Here is a 23,836-nt window from a genome sequence, read left to right on the forward strand (position 1 = left end):
GTTCATGAGCAGCTCCACACGCGCCGCCAGCGGTGCGATCCACAGGGATGGCGGTACGGCCGGCGGCCGGCTGGGACGTACCGTCTCCGGGGCGGCGATCGCGGTCGGCTGTGTGCTCTTCCTCGGCGGTTTCGCCTGGACGGCGGTCGCCTACCGGCCGTACGTCGTGCCGACCCAGTCGATGCGCGACACGGTGAACCCGGGCGACAGGGTGCTGGCCCGGCACGTCTCCGGGGCCGCTGTCCACCGCGGGGACGTGGTGGTCTTCCAAGACAAGCTGTGGGGTGACCAGCCCCTGGTGAAGCGGGTCGTCGGCGTCGGCGGCGACGTGGTGGCCTGCTGCGACAGGCTCGGGCGGCTCACCGTGGACGGCAGGCCGGTGGATGAGAGATATCTGCGCGGTGGTGGGCCCGCCTCGGCGGAGAAGTTCAGCGCCACCGTCCCCAAGGGTGAGCTCTTCCTGCTGGGTGACAACCGGAGTGTCTCGGAGGACTCCCGGGTGCACATCGAGGATGCCCAGCAGGGCGCGGTTCCGGTCGGCGACGTCAAGGCCCGGGTGGAGGCGACCGTGTGGCCGCTGGGCCGGGCCGGGATGCTGCCGCGGACCTCGGCTTTCGACACGCTGCCCGGCGCCGGCGGCCAGTCGCCGCCGGGCCCGCTGGAGTGGCTCTTCTTCGCGGTGATCGCGGGGGCGGCGCTGATTCTGGGCGGCGCCGTCTACGGGCCGCTGGTCCGGATGGCGCGGCGATGAGCGCGGCGGCGCGGGAGCGGACCGGCCGGCGGCAGGTCGCCCGGGTGGTGCTGCTCGACCCGGACGACCGCGTCCTGCTGCTGCACGGCTTCGATCCGCCGGATCCCGCGACGACCTGGTGGTTCACCCCGGGCGGCGGCGTGGAGGGGGACGAGGATCTGGCGGCCGCCGCCTTGCGCGAGGTCGCGGAGGAGACCGGCATCAGCCGGGTGCGGCTGGGTCCGGTGCTGTGGCAGCGGACCTGCTCGTTCATGTTCGACGGGCGCCGCTGGGAGCAGGACGAATGGTATTTCCTGGGCCGTACCGAGACCCTGGACGTGGACACCAGCGGGCACACCGATCTCGAACGCCGCAGCGTGAACGGGCTGCGGTGGTGGACGTGTGAGGAACTTCTGCGCACTCGTGAGACGGTGTATCCCGTCAGGCTCGCCGGGCTGATGCGTACGCTGCTCGACGAAGGCCCCCCGCTGTCCCCGATCGCCCTGGGGACGGAGCGCGACTGACGCACAATGGGGGTCACGAACGGCTGAAGGGGAACATGCCATGAGCGCCGAGGACCTCGAAAAATACGAGACCGAGATGGAGCTGAAGCTCTACCGGGAGTACCGCGACGTCGTCGGCCTGTTCAAGTACGTGATCGAGACCGAGCGGCGGTTCTATCTCACCAACGACTACGAGATGCAGGTGCACTCCGTCCAGGGCGAGGTGTTCTTCGAGGTCTCGATGGCCGATGCCTGGGTCTGGGACATGTACCGGCCGGCTCGTTTCGTCAAGCAGGTGCGGGTGCTCACGTTCAAGGACGTGAACATCGAGGAGCTGAACAAGGCGGATCTGGACCTGCCGCAGGACGACGCGGGGTTCAACGGCTGAGCCGGGGTTATCCACAGGTCCGACTTCAAGATCATCTTCGTGAGGCCCTCCTCTGTCACAGTCGGTGACGGAGGTGGTAGGTATGAACGCGCGAAGTGCGCTGGGGCGGTACGGCGAGGATGTGGCGGCCCGGACCCTCAAGGACGCCGGCCTGACCGTGCTCGACCGCAACTGGCGGTGCGGGCGACGAGGCGAGATCGACATCCTGGCGTCCGAAGGTGGCGCCCTGGTGGTCTGCGAGGTGAAGACCCGCAGAGACGGCGCCTTCCAGCACCCGATGGCCGCCCTCACCCCGGGGAAAATGGCCCGACTGCGCTCACTGGCCGAACGCTGGACCGCGGAACACGGCGGCGCCCCGCCCGGCGGCGTCAGGATCGATCTGGTGGGTGTCGTACTGCCCGCCAAAGGCGCGGCCCGCGTCGAGCATGTGCGGGGGGTGGCGTGATGGGTTTCGCCCGCACCTGCTCGGTCGCGCTGATCGGTGTCGAAGGAGTGGTGGTCGAGGTCCAGGCCGACCTGGAACCCGGCGTCGCCGCCTTCGCCCTCGTCGGCCTGCCCGACAAAAGCCTCACGGAAAGCCGCGACCGGGTCCGTGCCGCGATCGTCAACAGCGGCGAGACCTGGCCGCAGAAGAAACTCACCGTCGGGCTCAGCCCGGCCTCCGTACCCAAAGGCGGCTCGGGCTTCGACCTGGCCGTGGCCTGCGCGGTGCTCGCCGCCAACGACCGGATCGCCCCCAAATCCATCGCCGACCTGATGATGATCGGCGAACTCGGCCTCGACGGCCGGGTCCGCCCGGTGCGCGGAGTGCTGCCCGCCGTGCTCGCCGCCGCCGACGCCGGATACCGGCACGTGGTGGTGCCCGAACGCACCACCGCAGAAGCCGCCCTGGTCCCCGGCATGGCCGTCCTCGGCGTCCGCAGCCTGCGCCAACTCGTCGCGGTCCTCAACGACGAACCCGTACCGGAGGAGGACGACGACAGCGACGGCCCCGGCCGCCCCGACCCGATACTGGCCGGCCTCACCGTCCCCGGCGGGGGAGTGGGCACCGGACTCGCCAACACCTTCGGCGGCCCCGGCTCCGGCTCGGCGACCCCCGGCCACAGCGGCCAGGACGCCCCCGACATGGCCCACGTGGCCGGCCAGCGCGTCGCCCGCCTCGCCCTGGAGGTCGCGGCGGCCGGCGGCCACCACCTTTATCTGAACGGCCCACCGGGAGCCGGAAAAACGATGCTCGCCGAGCGGCTCCCCGGCATCCTGCCGCCCCTCACCCGGCAGGAATCCCTGGAGGTCACCGCCGTCCACTCGGTCGCCGGCATCCTCCCGCCCGGCCGCCCCCTGGTCGACTCCCCGCCCTACTGCGCACCCCACCACTCGGCCACCATGCCCGCGCTCGTCGGCGGCGGAAGCGGGCTGCCGCGCCCCGGCGCGGTCTCCCTCGCCCATCGGGGAGTGCTCTTCCTCGACGAAGCGCCCGAGTTCAGCGGCCAGGCGCTCGACGCGTTGCGCCAGCCCCTGGAAGCGGGACATGTCGTCGTCGCCCGCGCCGCCGGAGTGATGCGGCTGCCGGCCCGCTTCATGCTGGTACTCGCCGCCAACCCCTGCCCCTGCGGACGCCACTCCATGCTGGGCGGCGGCTGCGACTGCTCACCCAGCGCCGTCCGCCGCTACCAGTCCCGGCTCTCCGGCCCGCTCCTCGACCGCCTCGACCTGCGGGTGGAGGTCGAAGCGGTCAGCCGCAGCGAACTCATCGAACACGGCCGGGGCGAAACCACCGCGCAAGTGGCCGCCCGGGTCCAGGAGGCCAGGGCCCGCGCCGCCGCCCGCTACGCCGACACCCGCTGGCGGACCAACAGCGACGTCCCAGGACACGAACTGCGCACCCGCTGGCATGTCGCCCCCGGCGCCCTGCACGCCGCCGAACGCGACATGGAACGCGGCCTGCTCACCGCCCGCGGCCTGGACCGGGTGCTCCGCGTCGCCTGGACCCTCGCCGACCTCGCCGCCCACCCCCGCCCCGACGCCGGCGACATCCTGCAAGCCCTCCAACTGCGCACCGGCTTCAACCGCGGCGCCGTCCTCGCCGGCAGCCGGTAATGGCACCCCGACCCCACAGCCGTCCGCCCGCCGCGCCCGAGGCGGTGGCAGCCGAACTCCGGCGCCACTACCGGCCCCGGGCCACCACGGCCACCACGGACGGGACCGGACTCGGATACGCCGTGCCGTGGGAGGAGAGACTGGCGCGGGTGGCGCTCACCCGGATCGCCGACCCCGGCGACGAGGTGATGGGCCGCGCCCTGCGCGACCTCGGTGTCGACGGCGCACTGCGCGCCGCCCGGCAGGGCACCGGCCTGCCCCGGGCCGGCGAGGGCCGCACCGAGTCCTACGCCCGCCGGGCCGCCAGGGCCGATCCGGTGGCGGACCTGGCCGCGGCCTGGCGGGCGGGCGCCCGCTTCCTCTGCCCCGGCGACGGCGACTGGCCCGGACAACTGGACGACCTCGGTGTGCAGCGCCCCTACGGACTGTGGGTGCGCGGCCGGCCCTCCCTGCGGCTGTGGGCGCTGCGATCGGTCGCCGTCGTCGGCGCCCGCGCCTGCACCGACTACGGCGCGCACATGGCGGCGCGGCTCGGCTCGGGCCTCGCCGCCGCCGGCTGGGCGGTGGTCTCCGGCGCCGCCTACGGCATCGACGCCGCCGTGCACACCAGCGCCCTCAAGGCCGGCGGAGCCACCATCGGCGTGGTGGCCAGCGGCGTCGACGTCGCCTACCCGCCCGGCAACACCCGGCTGATCGAGGAGATCGCCGAACACGGCCTGCTCATCGGCGAACTGCCACCCGGCGACCATCCGACCCGGATCAGATTCGTGCTGCGGAACCGGGTGATCGCCGCCCTCACCCGGGGCACCGTCGTGGTCGAGGCCCGCTATCGCAGCGGCTCACTGATCACCGCCCGCCGCGCCGCCGCCTTGGGCCGGATCACCATGGGCATCCCCGGCCCGTGCACCAGCGGCCTGTCCGAAGGGGTGCACGAACTGCTCCGCGGCGGCGCCGTCGTGGTCACCGACGCCGCCGAAATCGCCGAGATGGTCGGCGAGATCGGCGCCGACCTCGCCCCCGACCGCCGCGGCCCGCTGCTGCCCCGCGACCGCCTCGCCCCCGCCACCGCCCGGATCCTCGAAGCACTGCCGGCACAGGGGAGCGTCAGCCTCGAAGGCACTGTCGGCACTGATGGGGCTGATGGGGCTGATGGCACTGACGGCACCGGCAGTTCCGACGGCACCCTCGGCATCGACGACCTCGCCCGGGCCGCCGGCGTCGCCCGGCGGGACACGCTCGGGCGCCTCTACGAATTGCAGGCCCTCGGCTTCGTCGCCTGCGAGGACGGCCGCTGGACGCTGGTCCGTACCGGTGGCGCGCAGCCGCCACGCCGGGCGGGTTGACGCCATCGACACACCATCAGGTGAAAGCCGAATGCGCTGACCTGCCACGACCCGAGAACCGGCCGCGGAGCGCACGCCGGCCCCGGATGATGGCGCGAAAGTCTGCGCAGGACTGCAGCCTTGCCCCGTTCCGGCCCCACCCGGTCCGGCACCCCGCAGCCGTAGAGGAACGTATCTGCGCATGTCCCACACGGATGATGTAGCAATCAGCGACACTATGGTCACGCTACGCTCGCGGAGGCTCGGTTTCCCGACTGCCCCGACAACCCCCGCACCAACGCCACGGCAGAACGGCTCACAACGACGCATGCCCCAGCACCCCCCCGGGCCGCAGGAGACGCCGGCAACGCCCGCCGCCCCCGCCGCCGCCCGGCCCGCCGCCCCCACATCGCTGGACGCGCTGTGGCGGACCTACAAGTCCACGGGCGACGCACGGCTGCGGGAACAACTGATCCTGCACTACTCGCCCCTGGTGAAATACGTCGCGGGAAGGGTCAGCGTCGGACTGCCGGCCAACGTGGAACAGGCCGACTTCGTCTCCTCCGGGATCTTCGGCCTCATCGACGCCATCGAGAAGTTCGACCCCGAGCGGGCCATCAAATTCGAGACCTACGCGATCACCCGCATCCGCGGCGCCATGATCGACGAACTGCGGGCCCTGGACTGGATCCCCCGCTCCGTACGGCAGAAGGCCCGCGCCGTCGAACGCGCCTACTCCACCCTTGAGGCCAAACTCCGCCGCACCCCCAATGAGCAGGAGGTCGCCGCCGAGATGGGCGTCGGCATCGAGGAACTCCACGGCGTCTTCAGCGCCCTGTCCCTCGCCAACGTCGTCGCGCTCGAAGAACTGCTGCACGTCGGCGCCGAGGGCGGCGGCCGGCTCAGCCTCGTCGACACCCTGGAGGACACCGGCGCCGACAACCCCGTCGAGGTCGCCGAGGACCGCGAACTGCGCCGGCTGCTGGCCCGCGCCGTGAACACCCTGCCCGAACGCGAGAAGACCGTGGTCACCCTCTACTACTACGAGGGCCTCACCCTGGCGGAGATCGGCCAGGTACTCGGCGTGACCGAGAGCCGGGTCAGCCAGATCCACACCAAGTCGGTGCTCCAACTACGGGCAAAGCTCGCCGACGTGGGCCGCTGAGCCCTGGACCGACTGTCTACAGTGGAGCAATGCCCAGGATTCGAGCGGCCTCGGTGGCCGAACACCGGACGATGCAGCGCCGCGCCCTGCTGGACGCCGCCCGCGCGCTGCTCTCCGAGGGCGGCACGGAAGCCCTCACCTTCCCGGCCCTCGCCGAGCGCACCGGGCTGGCACGCTCCTCGGTCTATGAGTACTTCCGCTCCCGCGCCGCCGTGGTCGAGGAGCTCTGCGCGGTGGACCTCCCCGTCTGGGCCGCCGAGGTGGAGGCCGCGATGGAGAACGCGGACACCCCGCAGGCCAAGATCGAGGCGTATGTCCGCACCCAGCTCTCGCTCGTCGGCGACCGCAGGCACCGCGCCGTCGTCGCCATCTCGGCCGGCGAACTCGACGCCGGCGCCCGGGAGAAGATCCGCGCCGCGCACGGCGGTCTGATCGCCATGGTCGTCGCCGCCCTCTCCGACCTCGGCCACGCCGAACCCCGACTGGTCGCCATGCTGCTCCAGGGCACCGTCGACGCCGCCGTCCGCCGCATCGAACTCGCCGCCGCCGAACACCCCGACCGCATCATCGAAGCCGCGGTCGCCATGGCCCTGCACGGCGTCTCACCCTGAGCCCCACGAGCCCCACGAGCCGCCCGTCCGCTGGTCTCCCGGTCATCCCGTACCGGGTTGGTCATCCCGTGCCGGGGCGCCCCCATGTCCGTGCCTTGCCCAGGGGGAGCAGCCGGGAGGGTTCGGCGCGGCGGAGGGCGGCCGGTAGCAGGGTCAGTGGGTCTTCGTAGGTGTCGCCGCGCAGCAGGCCCCAGTGGAGGCAGGGGGTCGGGCAGTGCGAAAGGGCGCCGCTCAGGGTTCCCACGGGCTGGCCGGGGGTGACCGCTGTGCCGACCGGGAGGGTGCCGCGGACCGGTTCGTAGGTGACGCGGAGCTCGGCGGAGAGCCGGATCACCACGACCGGGGTGCCGCCGACCGGGCCGGCGAAGATCACCTCGCCCGCGGCGGCGGCCCGCACCGGCCGGCCGGGGCCGGCCCGTAAGTCCACGCCGCGGTGTCCGGCCGCCCAGGGTGTCGCAGGCGGCTCGAAGGTCCGCAGCACCAGCGGCCGGCCCCGCGCTCCCGGTCCCGCCACCGGCCAGCAGCGTGCCCGCGCGCACCCCCGGGCCGGGGCGGTGCCGAGAGCCGGGCCGAGGGGGGTGCCGGGCGCGGCGGCGAGGAGCGAGGCCGCGAGGACGGTCAACCACATCGTCGTGAAGGTCATGGCTCCACGATGGCGGATGCGGGGGCGACCGCGATGATCTTGGTCGGCGGCCTGTGGACAACTCGGGTGTCGCCTGGTGCTCCACGGGTCCCGTACACTTCCTATGGCGATTCGGGTCACCGGATCGACTTCGCACGCCCCGCCACCAAACCCCCGTTCAGGGGTGGTGGCCGCGCCCCTCGGTCCCTCGTGGTACGGCGCGCCGGGACGTCAGGCGCGACCGCCGTCCGGTGGTCGCGATAACCGAGTACATCAAGGAGTACGGCCATGGCCGTCGTCACGATGCGGGAGCTGCTGGAGAGCGGCGTCCACTTCGGGCACCAGACCCGTCGCTGGAACCCGAAGATGAAGCGCTTCATCTTCACCGAGCGCAACGGCATCTACATCATCGACCTGCTCCAGTCGCTGTCGTACATCGACCGCGCCTACGAGTTCGTCAAGGAGACCGTCGCGCACGGCGGCTCCATCATGTTCGTCGGCACCAAGAAGCAGGCGCAGGAGGCCATCGCCGAGCAGGCGTCCCGCGTCGGCATGCCGTACGTCAACCAGCGCTGGCTGGGCGGCATGCTCACCAACTTCTCCACCGTCTACAAGCGGCTGCAGCGCCTCAAGGAGCTTGAGGAGATCGACTTCGCCGATGTGGCCGCCTCCGGCCTCACCAAGAAGGAGCTGCTGGTCCTCTCCCGCGAGAAGGAGAAGCTGGAGAAGACCCTCGGCGGTATCCGCGAGATGCAGAAGGTGCCCAGCGCCGTCTGGATCGTGGACACCAAGAAGGAGCACATCGCCGTCGGTGAGGCGCGCAAGCTCCGTATCCCGGTCGTCGCGATCCTCGACACCAACTGCGACCCCGACGAGGTCGACTACAAGATCCCGGGTAACGACGACGCGATCCGTTCCGTCACGCTGCTCACCCGCGTGATCGCCGACGCGGTCGCCGAGGGCCTGATCTCCCGGTCCGGCGCCGCGCTGAACGACAAGAAGGCCGAAGGCGTCGCCGAGCCGCTCGCCGAGTGGGAGCGAGACCTCCTGGAGGGCGAGAAGAAGACGGACGAGGGCGACGCCCCCGCCGCTGAGGCCGCCACCGAGGCCGCCGCGACCGAGGCTCCGGCCGCTGAGGAGGCACCCGCCACCGAAGCCGCCGAGACCCCGGCCGCCGCCGAGGCGCCCGCCGCCGAGGAGGCCGCTCCGGCCGCCGAGGCCACCCCGGCCACCGAGGGCGACAGCGAGCAGGCCTGAGCCTTCCGGCCCGCGTCCGGCGGCCGGTCGTCCTGACGACCGGCCGCCGCGCGAGGTGTACGACGGAACGCCGCGCATGCCGCGCACAACGAGAAACACGCGTGACGACGGCGGGGGCCCACGCCCCCGCCGTTGACCCGTAGATCCACCGACCATTCGGGAAGAGACCAAAACCCATGGCGAACTTCACCGCCGCCGACGTCAAGAAGCTCCGCGAGCTCACCGCCGCGGGCATGATGGACTGCAAGAACGCCCTCACCGAGGCCGAAGGCGACCTGGACAAGGCCGTCGAGATCCTCCGCGTCAAGGGCCAGAAGGGCGTCACCAAGCGCGAGGGCCGCTCGGCCTCCAACGGCGCTGTCGTCTCCCTGATCGCCGCCGACAACTCCGAGGGCGTCCTCGTCGAGCTGAAGTGCGAGACCGACTTCGTCGCCAAGGGCGACAAGTTCATCGTCGTCGCCAACGCCATCGCCGAGCACGCCGCCGCCACCAAGCCGGCCGGCATCGAGGCGCTGCTCTCCTCCGAGATCAAGGACGGCCAGACCGTCCAGGCGTTTGTGGACGAGGCCAACGCCACCCTCGGCGAGAAGATCGTGCTGGACCGTTTCGCCCAGTTCACCGACGGTTACGTCGCCTCCTACCTGCACCGCACCAGCCCGGACCTGCCGCCGCAGGTCGGCGTGCTGGTCGAGCTGGACAAGGCGGACGCCCAGACCGCCAAGGACGTCGCCCAGCACATCGCGGCGTTCTCCCCGACCTTCCTGACCCGTGACGAGATCCCCGCCGAGACGGTGGAGAACGAGCGCCGGGTCGCCGAGGCCACCGCCCGCGAGGAGGGCAAGCCCGAGGCCGCCTTGGCGCGTATCGTCGAAGGACGGGTCAACGGCTTCTTCAAGGAGAACGTCGTCCTGGAGCAGTCCTTCGCCAAGGACGCCAAGAAGACCGTCCAGAAGGTGCTCGACGAGGCCGGTGTCACGCTCAAGCGCTTCGCCCGGTTCCGCGTCGGCGTCTGAACCGCAGCGGCGGCAGACCCCCCGCCCGGGGGCGTCTGGCCGACGAATGTCCGACGGCCCCGCTAGGGTCGTACGCGGTCGGCCGCCCGCCGGCCGGCCGCAGATGTGACGAGGAGGCCATTGCCGTTCAGGGACCCCATAAGGACCCCCGGCAATGGCCTCCTTTGTACGTGCACGAGGAGATCCGCAATGGACGATGCCGCCGACAAGGCCCGAGCCGACCAGCCCCACGACACCGGGGCCGGCGCCCGTAGTGGTGCCGCGCACCGCCGCTTTCTGCTGAAGCTGTCCGGCGAGGCGTTCGCCGGAGGAGGGGGCCTCGGCGTCGATCCCGACGTCGTGCACACCATCGCCAGGGAGATCGCCGCGGTCGTCAGGGACGGCTACGAGATCGCCCTCGTGGTGGGCGGCGGCAACTTCTTCCGCGGTGCCGAACTCCAGCAGCGCGGCATGGACCGGGCCCGTTCCGACTACATGGGCATGCTCGGCACGGTGATGAACTGCCTGGCCCTCCAGGACTTCCTGGAGAAGGAGGGCATCGAGACCCGGGTGCAGACCGCCATCACCATGGGCCAGGTCGCCGAGCCGTACATCCCGCTGCGCGCCGTCCGGCACCTGGAGAAGGGCCGGGTGGTGATCTTCGGCGCCGGTATGGGCATGCCCTACTTCTCCACCGACACCACCGCCGCCCAGCGGGCCCTGGAGATCGAGGCCGCGGCCATGCTCATGGGCAAGAACGGCGTGGACGGTGTCTACGACTCCGACCCCAAGCTCAACCCCGACGCGGTCAAGTTCGACGCGCTGGAGTACGGCGAGGTCATCTCCCGCGACCTGCGGGTCGCCGACCTCACCGCCATCACCCTCTGCCAGGACAACAAGCTGCCGATCCTGTTCTTCGAGCTGCTCGCCGAGGGCAACATCGCGCGGGCCGTCAAGGGTGAGAAGATCGGCACGCTGGTCAATGACCAAGGCACTCGGGCGTGATGGCGGCCCGGAGCTCTGATACGTGACATGACACCGGACCCGACACCGGACCTGCCGACGGCTTGCCCGGACCGGGGATGGACAACACGCTGCCGGTCGGACACCGTGCAGGGAAGACGCGCGCAGGGACCCCGACTCGATGGCTCTGCCTTCTGAGAACCAGGAGCACATGGTGATTGAAGAGACCCTCCTCGAAGCCGAGGAGAAGATGGAGAAGGCCGTCATCGTCGCCAAGGACGACTTCGCGGCGATCCGGACGGGCCGTGCGCACCCGGCGATGTTCAACAAGATCGTGGCCGAGTACTACGGCGCCATCACCCCGATCAACCAGCTCGCCTCCTTCTCGGTGCCCGAGCCGCGGATGGCGGTGATCACCCCCTTCGACAGCAGCAGCCTGCGCAATATCGAGGAGGCGATCCGCAAGTCCGACCTCGGCGTCAACCCGAGCAATGACGGCCGCATCATCCGGGTGGTTTTCCCGCAGCTCACCGAGGAGCGCCGCCGGGAATACATCAAGGTCGCCAAGACCAAGGGCGAGGACGCCAAGATCTCCATCCGCAGCATCCGCCGCAAGGCCAAGGAGACCCTCGACAAGCTCGTCAAGGACGGCGAGTCCGGCGAGGACGAGGTGCGCCGCGCGGAGAAGGAACTGGACGACACCACCGCGAAGTACGTGGCGCAGGTGGACGAGCTGCTCAAGCACAAGGAAGCGGAGCTGCTCGAGGTCTGACCGATCCGACCCCTCCGGGCCATGGCACAGGGCCTGCCAGCGACCCCCAGTGACACCCACCGTCCCCCAGCGACCACCACCGACAACTGCCGGTAGCCACCGATAGGCGATGGATATCGGCAACGACGACGACGCGAGGCGAAGCTCCGTGAACGACTCTTCCTGGGGCGCTTCGCCACGCGCCGGCCAGGCGGTGGGCACTCCGTATCCGGCGGGTTCCCCGGCGGGGACCGGCGTCAGGAGGAAGACTCCTTCCATGCCGTCACCCCCGCCGCCCTCGGAGCAGCCGCAGCCCGCCCCCGCCAAGAAGTCAGCGGGCCGCAACCTGCGGGCGGCGATAGGGGTCGGTGTCGGACTCGGCGTGGTCATCATCGCCTCGCTCTTCATCGTCAAGGCGATCTTCGTCGGCGTGGTGGTGGTCGCCGTCGTGATCGGCGTGTGGGAGCTGACCTCCCGGCTCGCCGAACGCAAGGACATCCACGCGCCGCTGATCCCGATCGCGGCCGGCGGGGTGGCGATGGTGATCGCCGGTTACGTCAGCGGCGCGGACGGCGCCTGGGTCGCCACGGCGCTCACCGCGCTCGCCGTCCTGGTCTGGCGGATGGCGCGGCCGCCCGAGGACTATCTGCGGGACGTCACCGCGGGCGTCTTCACCGTCTTCTACGTCCCCTTCCTCGCCACCTTCGTGGTGATGATGCTGGCCGCGGACGACGGCCCCCGGCGGGTTCTCGCCTTCCTCATCCTCACCGTGGTCTCGGACACCGGTGCGTACGCGGTCGGCTGGCGCTTCGGCAGCCACAAACTCGCGCCCCGCATCAGCCCCGGCAAGACCCGCGAGGGCCTGATCGGCGCGATCGCCTTCGCCATGATCGCCGGCGCCCTGCTCCTGCGGTTCCTCGTCGACGACGGCCACTGGTGGCAGGGCGTCATCCTCGGCCTCGCCGCCGCCATCAGCGCCACCCTCGGCGACCTCGGCGAATCCATGATCAAGCGCGACCTCGGCATCAAGGACATGGGCACCCTGCTGCCCGGCCACGGCGGCATCATGGACCGCCTGGACTCCATGCTGCCGACGGCCCCCGTGGTCTGGCTCCTCCTGGTCATCTTCGTCGGCCAGGGCTGACCGCCCGCCCGTCCGGGGAAGGCGCCGAAGCCGCCGACCGGGACACCGCCGCGGGTCTGCGACACTGGGAGGCATCATGCCTGTGCCCGGAGAACTCACCTTTGCCGTGCCGCGCGGAGCCAAGAAGCCGCCGCGGCACCTTGCCGACCTTTCGCCCGCGGAGCGGAAGGAGGCGGTGGCCGCGCTCGGGGAGAAGCCGTTCCGGGCGAAGCAGCTTTCGCAGCACTACTTCGCGCGATATGCCGACGACCCGGCCGCGTGGACGGACATACCGGCCGCGTCGCGGGGGAAGCTGGCCGAGGACCTGCTGCCGGAGCTGATGACCGTGGTCCGGCACGCCTCGTGCGACGACGGGGACACCCGTAAGACACTGTGGCGGCTCTTCGACGGGACGCTGGTCGAGTCGGTGCTGATGCGGTATCCGGACCGGGTCACCATGTGCATCTCCTCCCAGGCCGGCTGCGGGATGAACTGCCCCTTCTGCGCCACCGGACAGGCCGGCCTCGACCGCAACCTGTCGACCGCCGAGATCGTGCACCAGATCGTGGCCGGCATGCGCACGCTGCGGGACGGCGAGATGGAGATGCCGTCCGGCGGCCTGCAACCGGGCGGCCAGGCCGGAAATGGCGGCCAGGCCGACAAGTGCGGACCCACCCGGCTGTCGAACATCGTCTTCATGGGCATGGGCGAACCGCTCGCCAACTACAAGCGGGTGGTCGGCGCCATCCGCCGCCTCACCGATCCGGAGCCCGACGGCCTGGGCCTGTCGCAGCGCGGCATCACCGTCTCCACGGTCGGCCTGGTCCCGGCGATGTACCGGTTCGCCGACGAGGGCTTCAAGTGCCGCCTCGCGGTCTCGCTGCACGCCCCCGACGACGAGCTGCGCGACACCCTCGTCCCGGTCAACACCCGCTGGAAGGTCCGCGAGGTGCTCGACGCGGCCTGGCACTACGCCGAGGTCTCCGGCCGCCGGATCTCGATCGAGTACGCGCTGATCCGCGACATCAACGACCAGGCCTGGCGGGCCGACCGGCTGGGCAGGCTGCTCAAGAACCACCGGGTGCACGTCAATCTGATCCCGCTCAACCCGACGCCCGGCTCCAAGTGGACGGCCTCCCGTCCCGAGGATGAGCGGGCGTTCGTCGCCGCCCTGGAGGCGCACGGTGTGCCGGTGACCGTACGGGACACCCGGGGCCAGGAGATCGACGGCGCCTGCGGCCAGCTCGCCGCGAGCGAGCGCTGACCCGCCGGATCCGCCGCCATCCGCCGCCGCGGCCCGACACCACCCGCTGACCTGCGGGTTCCACCCGGCTGATAGCGTGCGGTCGGACAAATGAACATTCCGACAGGGGAGCGCCTGAGACGGCGCTGAGAGTGCGGCCCCCGAAGCCGCAGACCCTCCAACCTGATCCGGGTCATACCGGCGTAGGGAGTCAGCAGATGAAGACCGTTCGTCGGCGTGCCATCGGCGCGCTCGTCCTCGCCACCGCGGGTGCCACCGTCCTCGCCGCCTGCGGCGGCGGCTCCGGGTCCGGCTCGGGCGCCGGCGACTCCGCGGCCGGCGAGGGCAAGAAGTCCACCACCGTCACCCTGGTCAGCCACGACTCCTTCGCCGCCTCCAAGCAGGTGCTCGCGGAGTTCACCAAGGAGACGGGCTACACCGTCAAGGTGCTGCGCGGCGGCGACGCGGGCGCCGCCGTCAACCAGGCGATCCTCACCAAGGACCACCCGCGCGGCGACGTCTTCTTCGGGGTTGACAACACCCTGCTCTCCCGCGCCCTGGACAACGGCCTCTTCGACCCGTACACCGCCAAGGATCTCGACCAGGTGGCCTCCGACGTCCAACTGGACGCGACCCGGCACCGGGTGACCCCGATCGACTCCGGCGACGTCTGCGTCAACTACGACCGGGCCTACTTCACCGGGCACAAGCTCGCCCCGCCGCAGACCTTCGCCGACCTGGTGAAGCCCGCGTACAAGAACCTGCTGGTCACCGAGAACGTCAGCACCTCGTCCCCGGGCCTGGCGTTCCTGCTCGGCAGCGTGGCCACCTACGGCGACGGGGGCTGGCCGGCGTACTGGAAGCAGCTCAAGAAGAACGGCGTGCAGGTCGTCGACAGTTGGGAGCAGGCGTACAACGAGAGCTTCTCCGGCTCGGGGGCCGGCAAGAAGGCCAAGGGCGACCGGCCGCTGGTCGTCTCCTACGCCTCCAGCCCGCCCGCCGAGGTGGTCGGCGTCAGCCCGGAGCCCGCGCAGTCCCCGGTCGGGGTGTCCACCGGTACCTGCTTCCGGCAGATCGAGTTCGCCGGACTGCTGCACGGCGCCAAGAACACCGCGGGCGGCAAGGCGCTGATCGACTTCATGATCGGCAAGACGTTCCAGCAGGACATGCCGCTCGAGATGTACGTGGACCCGGTGCGCGAGGGCGCCGCCGAGCCCGAGGTGTTCACCAAGTACGGCGCGAAGATCGACCACCCCACGACCCTGGCGCCCGACACGATCGCGGCCAAGCGGGACGACTGGGTGAAGGCATGGACCTCGATCGTCCTCTGACCGGGGGGGCCGACGGGGCGGCCGGCGCGGCGGCCCCGGACACGGTCACGGACCCGGTCGGCGGCCCGGCGGCGGACCTGGCGACCCCGGGGACCCCGGGGACCGGAACACCCGAGCGGCCCCGCCATGACGGCCCGGACCGCCCGGACGGCGCCCACCCCGCCCGCCGCCCGCACCGCCCCCGCCGCGCCACCCTGATCCGGCTCGGCCTGATGACCCCGCCGTTCGCCTTCTTCGCCGTCTTCTTCGCCTACCCGGTCGCCTCGATCGTCGGCCGCGGCCTGCACCAGGGCGGCCACTGGCGGCTGAGCCCGGTCAAGGACGTGCTCGGTGACGCGGCGATCCGGCACGTGCTGTGGTTCACCTGCTGGCAGGCCGCCGCCTCCACCGCGCTGACCCTGGCCCTCGCGCTGCCCGGCGCCTACGTCTTCGCGCGGCTGGACTTCCCGGGCCGGAAGCTGCTGCGCGCGGTCGTCACCGTGCCGTTCGTGCTGCCCACCGTGGTGGCCGGCGCCGCCTTCCTCGCGCTGCTCGGCCGCGGCGGCTTCACCGACGACCTGCTGGGCCTGCGGCTCGACACCAGTGTGTGGGCGATCCTCGTCGCGCATGTCTTCTTCAACTACGCGGTGGTGGTGCGCACCGTCGGCGGCCTGTGGGCGCAGCTCGACCCGCGGCAGGAGGAAGCCGCCCGGATGCTCGGCGCCGGCCGGCTCGCGGCCTGGCGGCGGGTGACGCTGCCCGCGCTGGGACCTTCGGTGGCCGCCGCCGCGCTGATGGTGTTCCTCTTCACCTTCACCTCGTTCGGCGTGATCCAGATCCTCGGCGGACCCACGTACTCCACGCTCGAAGTCGAGATCTACCGGCAGACCGCGGAGCTTCTCGACCTGCCGACCGCCGCCGTGCTGACGCTGCTCCAGCTCGCCGCGGTGGCCGCGATCCTCGCCGTGCACGCCGGGACCGTACGGCGCCGCGAGGCGACCCTGCGGCTGGTGGACGCCGGCGGCACCGCGCACCGCCCGCGCGGCGGTGAACGCGTGCTGCTGGCCGCCGTGCTGGCGACGATCGGCGTGCTGATCCTGCTGCCGCTCGGTGTCCTCGTCGCCCGCTCGCTGGACGTCCCCGGCGGCTACGGGTTCGGCTACTACCGCGCCCTGACCTCGGCCGACGGGGGTACCTTCCTCGTGCCGCCGCTGCAGACGGTGGGGAACTCGCTGCGGTACGCCGCCGTCGCCACCGTCATCGCGCTGCTCGTCGGCGGGCTCGCCGCGGCGGCCCTGGTCCGCCGGGCCGGGCGGCTGGTCCGCGGCTTCGACGCGCTGCTGATGCTGCCGCTCGGCACCTCGGCGGTCACCGTCGGCTTCGGCTTCCTGATCACCCTCGACAAGGCGCCGCTCGATCTGCGCGACTCGTGGCTGCTGGTGCCGCTCGCCCAGGCCCTGGTCGGGGTGCCCTTCGTGATACGGGTGATGCTGCCGGTGCTGCGCGCGGTCGACCACCGGCTGCGGGAGGCGGCGGCGGTACTGGGCGCGTCGCCGCCGCGGGTCTGGCGGGAGGTCGAACTGCCCTTTGTGGGGCGGGCGCTGGGCATCGCCGCCGGGTTCGCCTTCGCGGTGTCGCTCGGCGAGTTCGGGGCGACGGTCTTCATCGCCCGCCCCGACAGCCCGACCCTCCCGGTCGCCGTGTCCCGGCTGCTCGGCCGGGCCGGCGCCGCCAACTACGGCCAGGCGATGGCGCTGAGCACCATCTTGATGCTGGTGTGCGCCGCCTCGCTGCTGATCCTGGAGAACCTCAGGACCACCGACACCGCGGGGGAGTTCTAGTGCCGAGACCTCAACCGACCGCCGCGCGGACGGCGATGTCCCAGGCCGCCGGCCGACGCGCCGCGGAGGCCCGGCCTGCCGTCAGACCGGCGCGGAAGACGCCGAAAGGGGCACTGGATGCCGTCTCAGCCGCTTGACCGGCCCGATCCCGATCCCGGGCCCGACCGGCCCGACCAGCCAGGCCCCGGAGCGCACCCGCTGCTCGAACTGGACGCCGTGACCGTACGGTTCGGGTCGCGCGCCGCCCTCGACTCGGTGGACCTCCAGGTGGCCGCGCACGAGATCGTCTGTGTGCTCGGCCCCAGCGGCAGCGGCAAGTCCACGCTGCTGCGGGCGGTCGCCGGACTCCAGCCGCTCGACGGCGGCCGGATCCTGCTCGACGGCGCCGACCAGAAGGCGGTGCCCGCGCACCGGCGCGGGCTCGGCCTGATGTTCCAGGACCACCAGCTCTTCCCGCAGCGCGACGTGGCGGGCAACGTCGCCTTCGGACCGCGGATGCACAAGATGGCCCGCGGGCCGCGCGACCTGCTGGTGGCCCAACTCCTGGACCTGGTGGGGCTGCCGGGCGCCGGCCGCCGCGCGGTCGCGACGCTCTCCGGCGGCGAGCAGCAACGCGTCGCCCTCGCCCGGGCGCTCGCCCCCGAGCCGCGGCTGCTGATGCTCGACGAGCCGCTGGGCCAGCTCGACCGCTCGCTCCGCGAACGGCTCGTGGTGGAACTGCGCCGGCTCTTCGGCCGGTTGGGCACCACCGTGCTGGCCGTCACCCACGACCAGGGCGAGGCCTTCGCGCTCGCCGACCGGGTCGTGGTGATGCGGGACGGCCGCATCGCCCAGTCCGGTACGCCGCTCGAGGTCTGGCAGCGGCCCGCCTCGGAGTTCGTGGCCCGCTTCCTCGGCTTCGACAACATCGTGGACGCCGTGGTCGACAGCGCGGGTGACGGTGGGGGCCAGGACGCTGCGGTCGGCGCGAACTCCGTGTGGGGCAGGCTGCCCGTCCCCGGCGGCACCCCGGCCGGCCCCTGCCGGCTGCTGATCCGGCCCACCGGGGTGCGGCTCGGGCCCACCGGCGACGGCCCGGTGTGCGAAGTCCTCGCCCGCACCTTCCGCGGCGGCCATGTCGCCGTCCTGCTGCGACCCGAACGCGGCCCGACGCTGGAGGCCGAATGCGCGCTGCGCGACGCCCCCGACGAGGGCGCGCGGGTCGGCGTCACCTTCGCGGCCGAGGACATCGTCGTCCTCGGGGCACCGCCGGGTGACCGGCCGGCCGATGAGTTTCGCGCCCCCGGGCAGTCCGCACTTCCGTAGGCCCCGTGTCAGCCGGCCCGTCCGGGCCGGCTGACGCCCAAGGGGCCGGGACACCGGGGTCTCCGGGGCGCACGGGGGCGCCGGAGACCCCGGCCCCCGACCTTCAGTCCGGAGCGCGGGGTGTTGGCCCGGGACTCAGGCGCTGAGTTCGGCCAGCGCGGCCGGTACCTCGGCCACGCTGTCGACCAGGGCGATCCGCCGCGCCATCGACCGGTCCGCCGCGAGGCTCCGCAGCAGCGGCCAGACCGGCAGCCGGCTCGTCCAGTGCTCCTGGTCGACCAGCACCATCGGGGCCGGCTCGCCCCGCGACGCGTAGTAGTTCGGGGTCGCCGCGTCGAAGACCTCCTGGACGGTGCCGGCCGCGCCGGGCAGGAAGACGACGCCCGCCGTGCAGCGGGAGAGCAGGCCGTCCTCCCGGGTGGCGTTGGCGAAGAACTTCGCGATGTGCCCGGCGAAGGCGTTCGGCGGCTCATGACCGTAGAACCACGTCGGCAGCCCGTACGAGGGGCCGCCGTCCGGCCACCGATCGCGTACGGCCAGCGCGGCCGATGCCCAGGCGCCCACCGACGGGCGGAAGGAGGGGGATGCGGCCAGCACCGCGAGCGCCTTGCCGAGCATCAGATCGTCGTACGGGGCCGCGTACGCGCCGAAGTTGGCGGCCTCCATCGCGCCCGGGCCGCCGCCGGTCGCCACCGTGAGACCCTCGCGGACCAGTTCGCGGCCGAGACGGGCGGCGCCCGCGTAGGCGTCGGTGCCGCGCTCCATGGCGTGACCGCCCATCACACCCACCACACGCTTGCCGCGCAGGTGTTCGTCGAGGGCGTCGGAGACGGCGTCGTCGTGGATCGACCGCAGCATCGAGGCGAGTATGTCGCCGTCGGCGGCGGTCCGCTGGAACCAGCGGTAGGTCAGGGCGTCGGGCGTCTCCGGGTAACCGCCCTCGCCCTCGTCGAGGCCGGCCAGGCCCGCGTAGAGCTCGCCGGGGGAGTACAGCCGCGCCCGGTAGGGATCGAAGGGCAGGTCGGGCACCGGCGGGAAGACCAGCGCGCCATTGGCCCGTACATGGGCGAGGGCCTGCGGTTCCATACGGCAGCCGAGGAAGACGGCCTCCGCCGTGTCGGCGACCAGGAGGGCGAAGGTGCGCTCGGTGAGGTCCACCGCCTGTACGCGGTACCCGGCCAGGGAGCCGGTGACCGCGACGTGGTCGAACCGCTCCAGCGTCTCGATCTCCCGCGAGCCCCGCCCCGGCCCCTGCCCGGAGTCGCGCCCGGCGCCCCGGGCCGACCGCCCGACGCCGGGCTCGCCAGGACCGGGCTCCGGCCGCGGCTCCCGCGGTGGTTCCGGCCGCGGCTCCGGCTCGGCGGGCGGCAGTTCACCGTCGCCGGGCGCAGGGGTCGCGGGTACGTGGGCGGAAGGCGTCTCGGCAGGCACGTCCAGCACGATAGCCCCTGCGGTCGCGTCGTCATGTCCCGGCATGCGGTGGGCCTCAGTGGGTGGGGGCGGAGGAGAGGGCGGCCACCAGCAGGGTGGCGGGGAGCAGGGCCGCCACGAGGGCGGTGGCGCGCACCGCCACGGCGGCGCGCAGGAGGTTGGGGGAGGCGGCCATGTCGTGGAAGGCGGAGAGCGCTTCGTCGCGGTCGCGCCTGGTCTGCCAGAGGGTGAGCGCCGCGGATGCGGCGACGCACGCCGCGATGAGAGACGCCGCGAAGAGGGTGACGGGGCCCAGGGAGTGGCCGCTGGTGTGCTGGAGGCCGTAGGCGGCAAGGGCCGCGGAGCCGGTGGCGCAGAGCAGGCCCAGGGGGTGCCCGATGGCGCGGGACTCGTACTGGAGGGTGCGCCCGGCCAGCAGGCGCAGCGCGCCCGGGTGATGGCTGGAGAGCAACCGGCCGCTGCCGAAGACCAGGCCGGGGCCGGCCACCGTCATCCCGACGCTGGTGATCGCCCAGCCGCCGGCCGCGCCCGGCGGGATCGAGCCGAGGCCGCTGGGCAGCGGCAGGGCCTGCCCCCCGGTGGCGGTCACCTCGACGGCCAGGCCGATGGCGGTGAGGGCCACTCCCCACGGCAGGCCGCGGGGCATGTCGCGCGCGGGTGCGGTCGCCGGACGAACCCGGGCCGCGGTGCAGAGCGCCGATACGGCCGGTACCAGCGCGAGCAGGGTGACCGCGCCGGCCAGCGGCAGCGGCTTACCCGCGGCCAGCAGCCCGGGACCGACCCCGTCGAACGGCACGCCGGTGATGTCGCCGCGCAACGTGAGGAAGACCAGGAAGGCGAGCACGCTGCCGGCCGCGCAGACCAGGGAGGTGGTCGCCGCGGCCAGCATGATCAGCCCGGTGCGGCCGAGCCCGGCCGCGCTCAGTGCGGCCCGCGGCCAGTCGACGGGCTGCGCCCGGCCGACCGCCACGGCCAGTTGGACGGCCGCCGCGACCGGCACCACGCACCAGCCGAGCCGGATGAACGCGTCCGATGTCCCGTGCTCGGGGTGTGCCAGCGCCCAGCCGAGGGAGGAGAGCAGCAGCAGCCCGGTGCCCGCCGAGGCCGCGGCCACCCCGGCCCACCGGCCGAGGGCGGCGGGGCGGCTGCCGCGCAGCACCCGCAGGCTCAGCACGCGGCCACCGCCTCCACCGGGACGCGGCGGAGGCGGGGCCGGGTCGCGGGGGGCGGCGCGGCGGGTGCCGGGGCGGCTGCCGGGTCGGGTGCCACCGGGGTCACCGTGGGCGTCGGCGCCGGCCTCATACGGCGGCCGGGGAGGTGTCGGCGAGGTCGCGTTCGCGCAGCGGCGTCCCGGTGCCGCAGCGGCCGTCGACCAGGGTGGCGACACGGTCGGACTGCCGCACGATCTCCGGATCGCTGCCGGTGAGCACCACCGCGATGCCGTGCGAACGGGCCGCGCCGGTCAGGGTGCGCAGCATGTGGGCGCGGTCGGCGCGGTGCAGCGACGCGGTGGGCTCGTCGGCGAAGACCACGTCGGGCCCGGTGACCAGGGCCCGTGCGACGGCGATCCGCTGGCGCTGGGACTGGAGCAGTTCGGCGGGCCTGCGGTCGGCGATGTCGCCGATGTCGAGCCGCTCCAGCCACTCCTGGGTCGCCGCCTTCGAGGCGCGGTGGCCGTCGCCGCGCATCAGCAGCGGCAGCGCCGCGTTCTCCCACGCGGTCAGCTCGGGCAGCAGTTGCGGCCCGGGGCCGACCCAGCCGAAGCGCTCCCGGCGCAGCGCCTCCCTGGCCGGCTCGGAGAGGGTGTGCACGGCCGCGGTGGTGAACCAGACCTCGCCCTCGTCCGGGACGAGCTGTCCGGACAGGCAGTGCAGCAGCGTGGTCTTGCCGGCGCCGCGCGCCCCGGTGACGGCGAGGATCTCACCGGCCCTGACGTCGATCGAGACACCGAGCAGGGCGGGCGAGCCCTGGTGGGAGTGGCGCAGGGCGCGGGCCCAGAGAACGTCGTTGTCGGGCGGGGCCACCATGCCGTACCTTCCGCGAGTCGTTCCCCTCGGCAGGTCCGGCAGCGGGTGGCGAAGAACGCCGCACTGCGTGGCGCGAGCTCCGGGGTGGGCGGGTCACTCCCGGAACCGTAGCCAGCCCGGCGGGGCGCGGGCCCGCAGGCGCGGCGGCCGGTTGACCCGGACGGCCCTTTCCGCGACCGGCGGGCCCGGCCGGGTGAGGCCAGGCCAGACCGGGTCAGCTCAGCTCTGCTCAGAGCTTGGTCCACGCCTCGGTCAGCACGCCGCGCAGGATCCCCTCGATGTCGTTGAAGAGCGCCTGGTCGGAGATGAGCGGCGGCGCCAACTGCACGACGGGGTCGCCCCGGTCGTCGGCCCGGCAGTAGAGGCCGTTGTCGAAGAGCGCCTTGGACAGGAAGCCGTACAGGACCCGTTCGGTCTCCTCGTCGGTGAACGTCTCCTTGGTCGCCTTGTCCTTGACCAGTTCGATGCCGTAGAAGTAGCCGTCGCCGCGGACGTCACCCACGATCGGCAGGTCGTGCAGCTTCTTCAGGGTGTCGAAGAAGGCGCCCTCGTTGTCCAGGACGTGTCGGTTGAGGTGCTCGCGCTCGAAGATGTCGAGGTTGGTCAGGGCGACGGCGGCGGAGACGGGGTGACCGCCGAAGGTGAAGCCGTGCAGGAAGGTGGTGTCGCCCCGGTAGAAGGGCTCCGCCACCCGGTCCGAGACGATGCACGCGCCGATCGGCGAGTAGCCGGAGGTCATGCCCTTGGCGCAGGTGATCATGTCGGGCACGTAGTCGAACTTGTCGCAGGCGAACATGGTGCCGAGCCGGCCGAACGCGCAGATCACCTCGTCGGAGACGAGCAGCACGTCGTGCCGGTCGCAGATCTCGCGGACCCGCTGGAAGTAGCCGGGCGGCGGCGGGAAGCAGCCGCCGGCGTTCTGCACCGGCTCCAGGAAGACCGCGGCGACCGTCTCCGGGCCCTCGAAGAGGATCTGCTGCTCGATCTGGTCGGCGGCCCAGCGGCCGAACGCCTCCGGGTCGTCGCCGTGGATCGGCGCCCGGTAGATGTTGGTGTTGGGCACCTTGCGCGCACCGGGCACCAGCGGCTCGAACGGCGCCTTGAGGCTCGGCAGTCCGGTGATGGACAGCGCGCCCTGCGGGGTGCCGTGGTAGGCGACCGCCCGCGAGATCACCTTGTACTTCGTGTGGTTGCCGGTCAGCTTGTGATACTGCTTCGCCAGCTTCCACGCCGTCTCGACGGCCTCGCCGCCGCCGGTGGTGAAGAAGACCTTGTTGAGGTCGCCGGGCGCGTAGTGCGCCAGCCGCTCGGCGAGTTCGACGGCCTTGGGGTGGGCGTAGCTCCAGATCGGGAAGAAGGCCAGCTCCTGCGCCTGCTTGTAGGCGGCCTCGGCCAGTTCGTGGCGGCCGTGCCCGGCGTTGACGACGAAGAGCCCGGACAGGCCGTCGATGTAGCGCTTGCCCTGGTCGTCGTAGATGTACGTGCCCTCGCCGCGCACGATGGTGGGCACCGGGGCGTTCTCGTACGACGACATGCGGGTGAAATGCATCCACAGGTGGTCGTACGCGGTCTTCGACAGCTTCGACTGCTCCGTGTTATTGGCGTTCATGGCTATCTGGTTCCCCAGGTGTAGGTCTGCTTCCGGAGCTTGAGGTAGACGAAGCTCTCGGTCGACCGCACGCCGGGCAGCGCGCGGATCCGCTTGTTGATCATCTCCAGCAGGTGGTCGTCGTCCTCGCAGACGATCTCCACCAGGAGGTCGAAGGAGCCCGCGGTGATCACCACGTACTCCACCTCGTCGAGCGCGGCGAGCGAGTCGGCCACCGGGTCGATGTCGCCGTCGACGTTGATGCCGACCATGGCCTGGCGGCGGAACCCCACGGTGAGCGGATCGGTGACGGCGACGATCTGCATGACCCCCTGGTCGAGCAGCTTCTGCACCCGCTGCCGGACCGCGGCCTCGGACAGGCCCACCGCCTTGCCGATCGCCGCGTACGGGCGGCGGCCGTCCTCCTGGAGCTGTTCGATGATCGCCTTCGACACCGCGTCCATGGCGGACGGAGCGCCGTTTCTGTCACGAGTTGCCACGCGCCCCACTGTGCAGGAGAGGTCGTCGGTGACGCAAGCCTTGGACGATGAAATTCGTCGCGGTCAG

At 72.3% G+C, this 23,836-nt stretch carries 23 protein-coding genes and 1 riboswitch; of the genes, 17 read left to right on the forward strand and 6 right to left on the reverse strand.

The window, feature by feature from the left end; all coding sequences use genetic code 11:
* The first annotated feature begins 4 nt into the window (after positions 1-4).
* The 8 genes from lepB (at position 5) to OG519_RS25955 (ending at position 6,816) form a co-directional block, all read left to right on the forward strand.
* The gene (lepB, locus tag OG519_RS25920) at positions 5-751 is read left to right on the forward strand and encodes a signal peptidase I (RefSeq protein WP_405588510.1); all 747 of its coding nucleotides are present in this window, start codon (positions 5-7) and stop codon (positions 749-751) included.
* A complete protein-coding gene (locus tag OG519_RS25925) occupies positions 748-1,254 on the forward strand; it encodes an NUDIX hydrolase (RefSeq protein WP_405588513.1) in 507 nt (168 codons plus the stop codon). The genes lepB and OG519_RS25925 overlap by 4 nt, the downstream gene beginning before the upstream one ends.
* A gap of 40 nt (positions 1,255-1,294) precedes the next feature.
* Positions 1,295-1,621, forward strand: a complete 327-nt coding sequence (locus OG519_RS25930) for a DUF2469 domain-containing protein (RefSeq protein WP_386426161.1) — start codon at positions 1,295-1,297, stop codon at positions 1,619-1,621.
* Between the two features lie 82 nt (positions 1,622-1,703).
* Complete coding sequence (locus OG519_RS25935; RefSeq protein ID WP_405588516.1) at positions 1,704-2,066, forward strand: YraN family protein; 363 nt, start codon at positions 1,704-1,706, stop codon at positions 2,064-2,066.
* On the forward strand, positions 2,066-3,718 hold the full coding sequence (locus OG519_RS25940; protein ID WP_405588519.1) for a YifB family Mg chelatase-like AAA ATPase: 1,653 nt from the start codon (positions 2,066-2,068) through the stop codon (positions 3,716-3,718). Before OG519_RS25935 ends, OG519_RS25940 begins: the two co-directional genes overlap by 1 nt.
* On the forward strand, positions 3,718-5,061 hold the full coding sequence (gene dprA, locus OG519_RS25945) for a DNA-processing protein DprA (protein WP_405588522.1): 1,344 nt from the start codon (positions 3,718-3,720) through the stop codon (positions 5,059-5,061). The genes OG519_RS25940 and dprA overlap by 1 nt, the downstream gene beginning before the upstream one ends.
* Before the next feature lie 307 nt (positions 5,062-5,368).
* Entirely contained in the window at positions 5,369-6,205 is an 837-nt protein-coding gene (gene whiG, locus OG519_RS25950) for an RNA polymerase sigma factor WhiG (RefSeq protein WP_405588525.1), read from the forward strand.
* A gap of 53 nt (positions 6,206-6,258) precedes the next feature.
* A complete protein-coding gene (locus OG519_RS25955; RefSeq protein ID WP_405592996.1) occupies positions 6,259-6,816 on the forward strand; it encodes a TetR/AcrR family transcriptional regulator in 558 nt (185 codons plus the stop codon).
* Between the two features lie 61 nt (positions 6,817-6,877).
* On the opposite strand, the gene OG519_RS25960 is transcribed toward OG519_RS25955, so the two are convergent.
* Positions 6,878-7,459, reverse strand: coding sequence for a M23 family metallopeptidase (locus OG519_RS25960; protein ID WP_405588528.1), 582 nt, complete (start codon positions 7,457-7,459; stop codon positions 6,878-6,880).
* Positions 7,460-7,726: 267 nt separating this feature from the next.
* On the opposite strand from OG519_RS25960, the gene rpsB reads away from it, so the two are divergent.
* The 9 genes from rpsB to OG519_RS26005 all read left to right on the forward strand — a co-directional run bounded on the left by rpsB (position 7,727) and on the right by OG519_RS26005 (position 18,223).
* A complete protein-coding gene (gene rpsB, locus OG519_RS25965; protein ID WP_405588531.1) occupies positions 7,727-8,695 on the forward strand; it encodes a 30S ribosomal protein S2 in 969 nt (322 codons plus the stop codon).
* Positions 8,696-8,871: 176 nt separating this feature from the next.
* A complete protein-coding gene (gene tsf / locus OG519_RS25970) occupies positions 8,872-9,708 on the forward strand; it encodes a translation elongation factor Ts (RefSeq protein ID WP_405588534.1) in 837 nt (278 codons plus the stop codon).
* A gap of 189 nt (positions 9,709-9,897) precedes the next feature.
* The gene (gene pyrH / locus OG519_RS25975) at positions 9,898-10,692 is read left to right on the forward strand and encodes a UMP kinase (RefSeq protein ID WP_405588537.1); all 795 of its coding nucleotides are present in this window, start codon (positions 9,898-9,900) and stop codon (positions 10,690-10,692) included.
* 172 nt (positions 10,693-10,864) lie between these two features.
* Positions 10,865-11,422, forward strand: a complete 558-nt coding sequence (gene frr, locus OG519_RS25980; RefSeq protein WP_405592998.1) for a ribosome recycling factor — start codon at positions 10,865-10,867, stop codon at positions 11,420-11,422.
* A gap of 109 nt (positions 11,423-11,531) precedes the next feature.
* Complete coding sequence (locus OG519_RS25985) at positions 11,532-12,545, forward strand: phosphatidate cytidylyltransferase (protein WP_405588540.1); 1,014 nt, start codon at positions 11,532-11,534, stop codon at positions 12,543-12,545.
* Between the two features lie 76 nt (positions 12,546-12,621).
* Entirely contained in the window at positions 12,622-13,788 is a 1,167-nt protein-coding gene (rlmN, locus tag OG519_RS25990; RefSeq protein ID WP_405588543.1) for a 23S rRNA (adenine(2503)-C(2))-methyltransferase RlmN, read from the forward strand.
* A 94-nt stretch (positions 13,789-13,882) separates the two neighbouring features.
* A riboswitch (TPP riboswitch) is annotated at positions 13,883-13,994 on the forward strand.
* A complete protein-coding gene (locus tag OG519_RS25995; RefSeq protein ID WP_405588546.1) occupies positions 13,986-15,098 on the forward strand; it encodes a thiamine ABC transporter substrate binding subunit in 1,113 nt (370 codons plus the stop codon). (Overlaps the previous riboswitch by 9 nt.)
* Positions 15,099-15,310: 212 nt before the next feature.
* Positions 15,311-16,918: an ABC transporter permease gene (locus OG519_RS26000; protein ID WP_405593000.1), complete on the forward strand. Its 1,608-nt coding sequence runs from the start codon at positions 15,311-15,313 to the stop codon at positions 16,916-16,918.
* A gap of 198 nt (positions 16,919-17,116) precedes the next feature.
* Positions 17,117-18,223 (forward strand): ABC transporter ATP-binding protein, encoded by a 1,107-nt coding sequence (locus OG519_RS26005; protein ID WP_405593002.1) that lies wholly within the window; start codon positions 17,117-17,119, stop codon positions 18,221-18,223.
* 135 nt (positions 18,224-18,358) lie between these two features.
* On the opposite strand, the gene OG519_RS26010 is transcribed toward OG519_RS26005, so the two are convergent.
* The 5 genes from OG519_RS26010 to OG519_RS26030 all read right to left on the reverse strand — a co-directional run bounded on the left by OG519_RS26010 (position 18,359) and on the right by OG519_RS26030 (position 23,733).
* Positions 18,359-19,450: an LOG family protein gene (locus OG519_RS26010; protein WP_405593004.1), complete on the reverse strand. Its 1,092-nt coding sequence runs from the start codon at positions 19,448-19,450 to the stop codon at positions 18,359-18,361.
* Positions 19,451-19,709: 259 nt separating this feature from the next.
* Positions 19,710-20,828: a hypothetical protein gene (locus tag OG519_RS26015; protein WP_405588549.1), complete on the reverse strand. Its 1,119-nt coding sequence runs from the start codon at positions 20,826-20,828 to the stop codon at positions 19,710-19,712.
* A gap of 124 nt (positions 20,829-20,952) precedes the next feature.
* Positions 20,953-21,681 (reverse strand): ABC transporter ATP-binding protein, encoded by a 729-nt coding sequence (locus tag OG519_RS26020; RefSeq protein WP_405588552.1) that lies wholly within the window; start codon positions 21,679-21,681, stop codon positions 20,953-20,955.
* 229 nt (positions 21,682-21,910) lie between these two features.
* Positions 21,911-23,290 carry an aspartate aminotransferase family protein gene (locus tag OG519_RS26025; protein WP_405588555.1) on the reverse strand — a complete coding sequence of 460 codons (1,380 nt, stop codon included), beginning with the start codon at positions 23,288-23,290 and terminating at the stop codon, positions 21,911-21,913.
* A 2-nt stretch (positions 23,291-23,292) separates the two neighbouring features.
* Positions 23,293-23,733, reverse strand: a complete 441-nt coding sequence (locus OG519_RS26030; RefSeq protein ID WP_405593006.1) for an Lrp/AsnC family transcriptional regulator — start codon at positions 23,731-23,733, stop codon at positions 23,293-23,295.
* Positions 23,734-23,836: the final 103 nt, after the last annotated feature.

It is taken from the genome of Streptomyces sp. NBC_01190 (genome assembly GCF_045039895.1).
Taxonomy (GTDB): domain Bacteria; phylum Actinomycetota; class Actinomycetes; order Streptomycetales; family Streptomycetaceae; genus Actinacidiphila.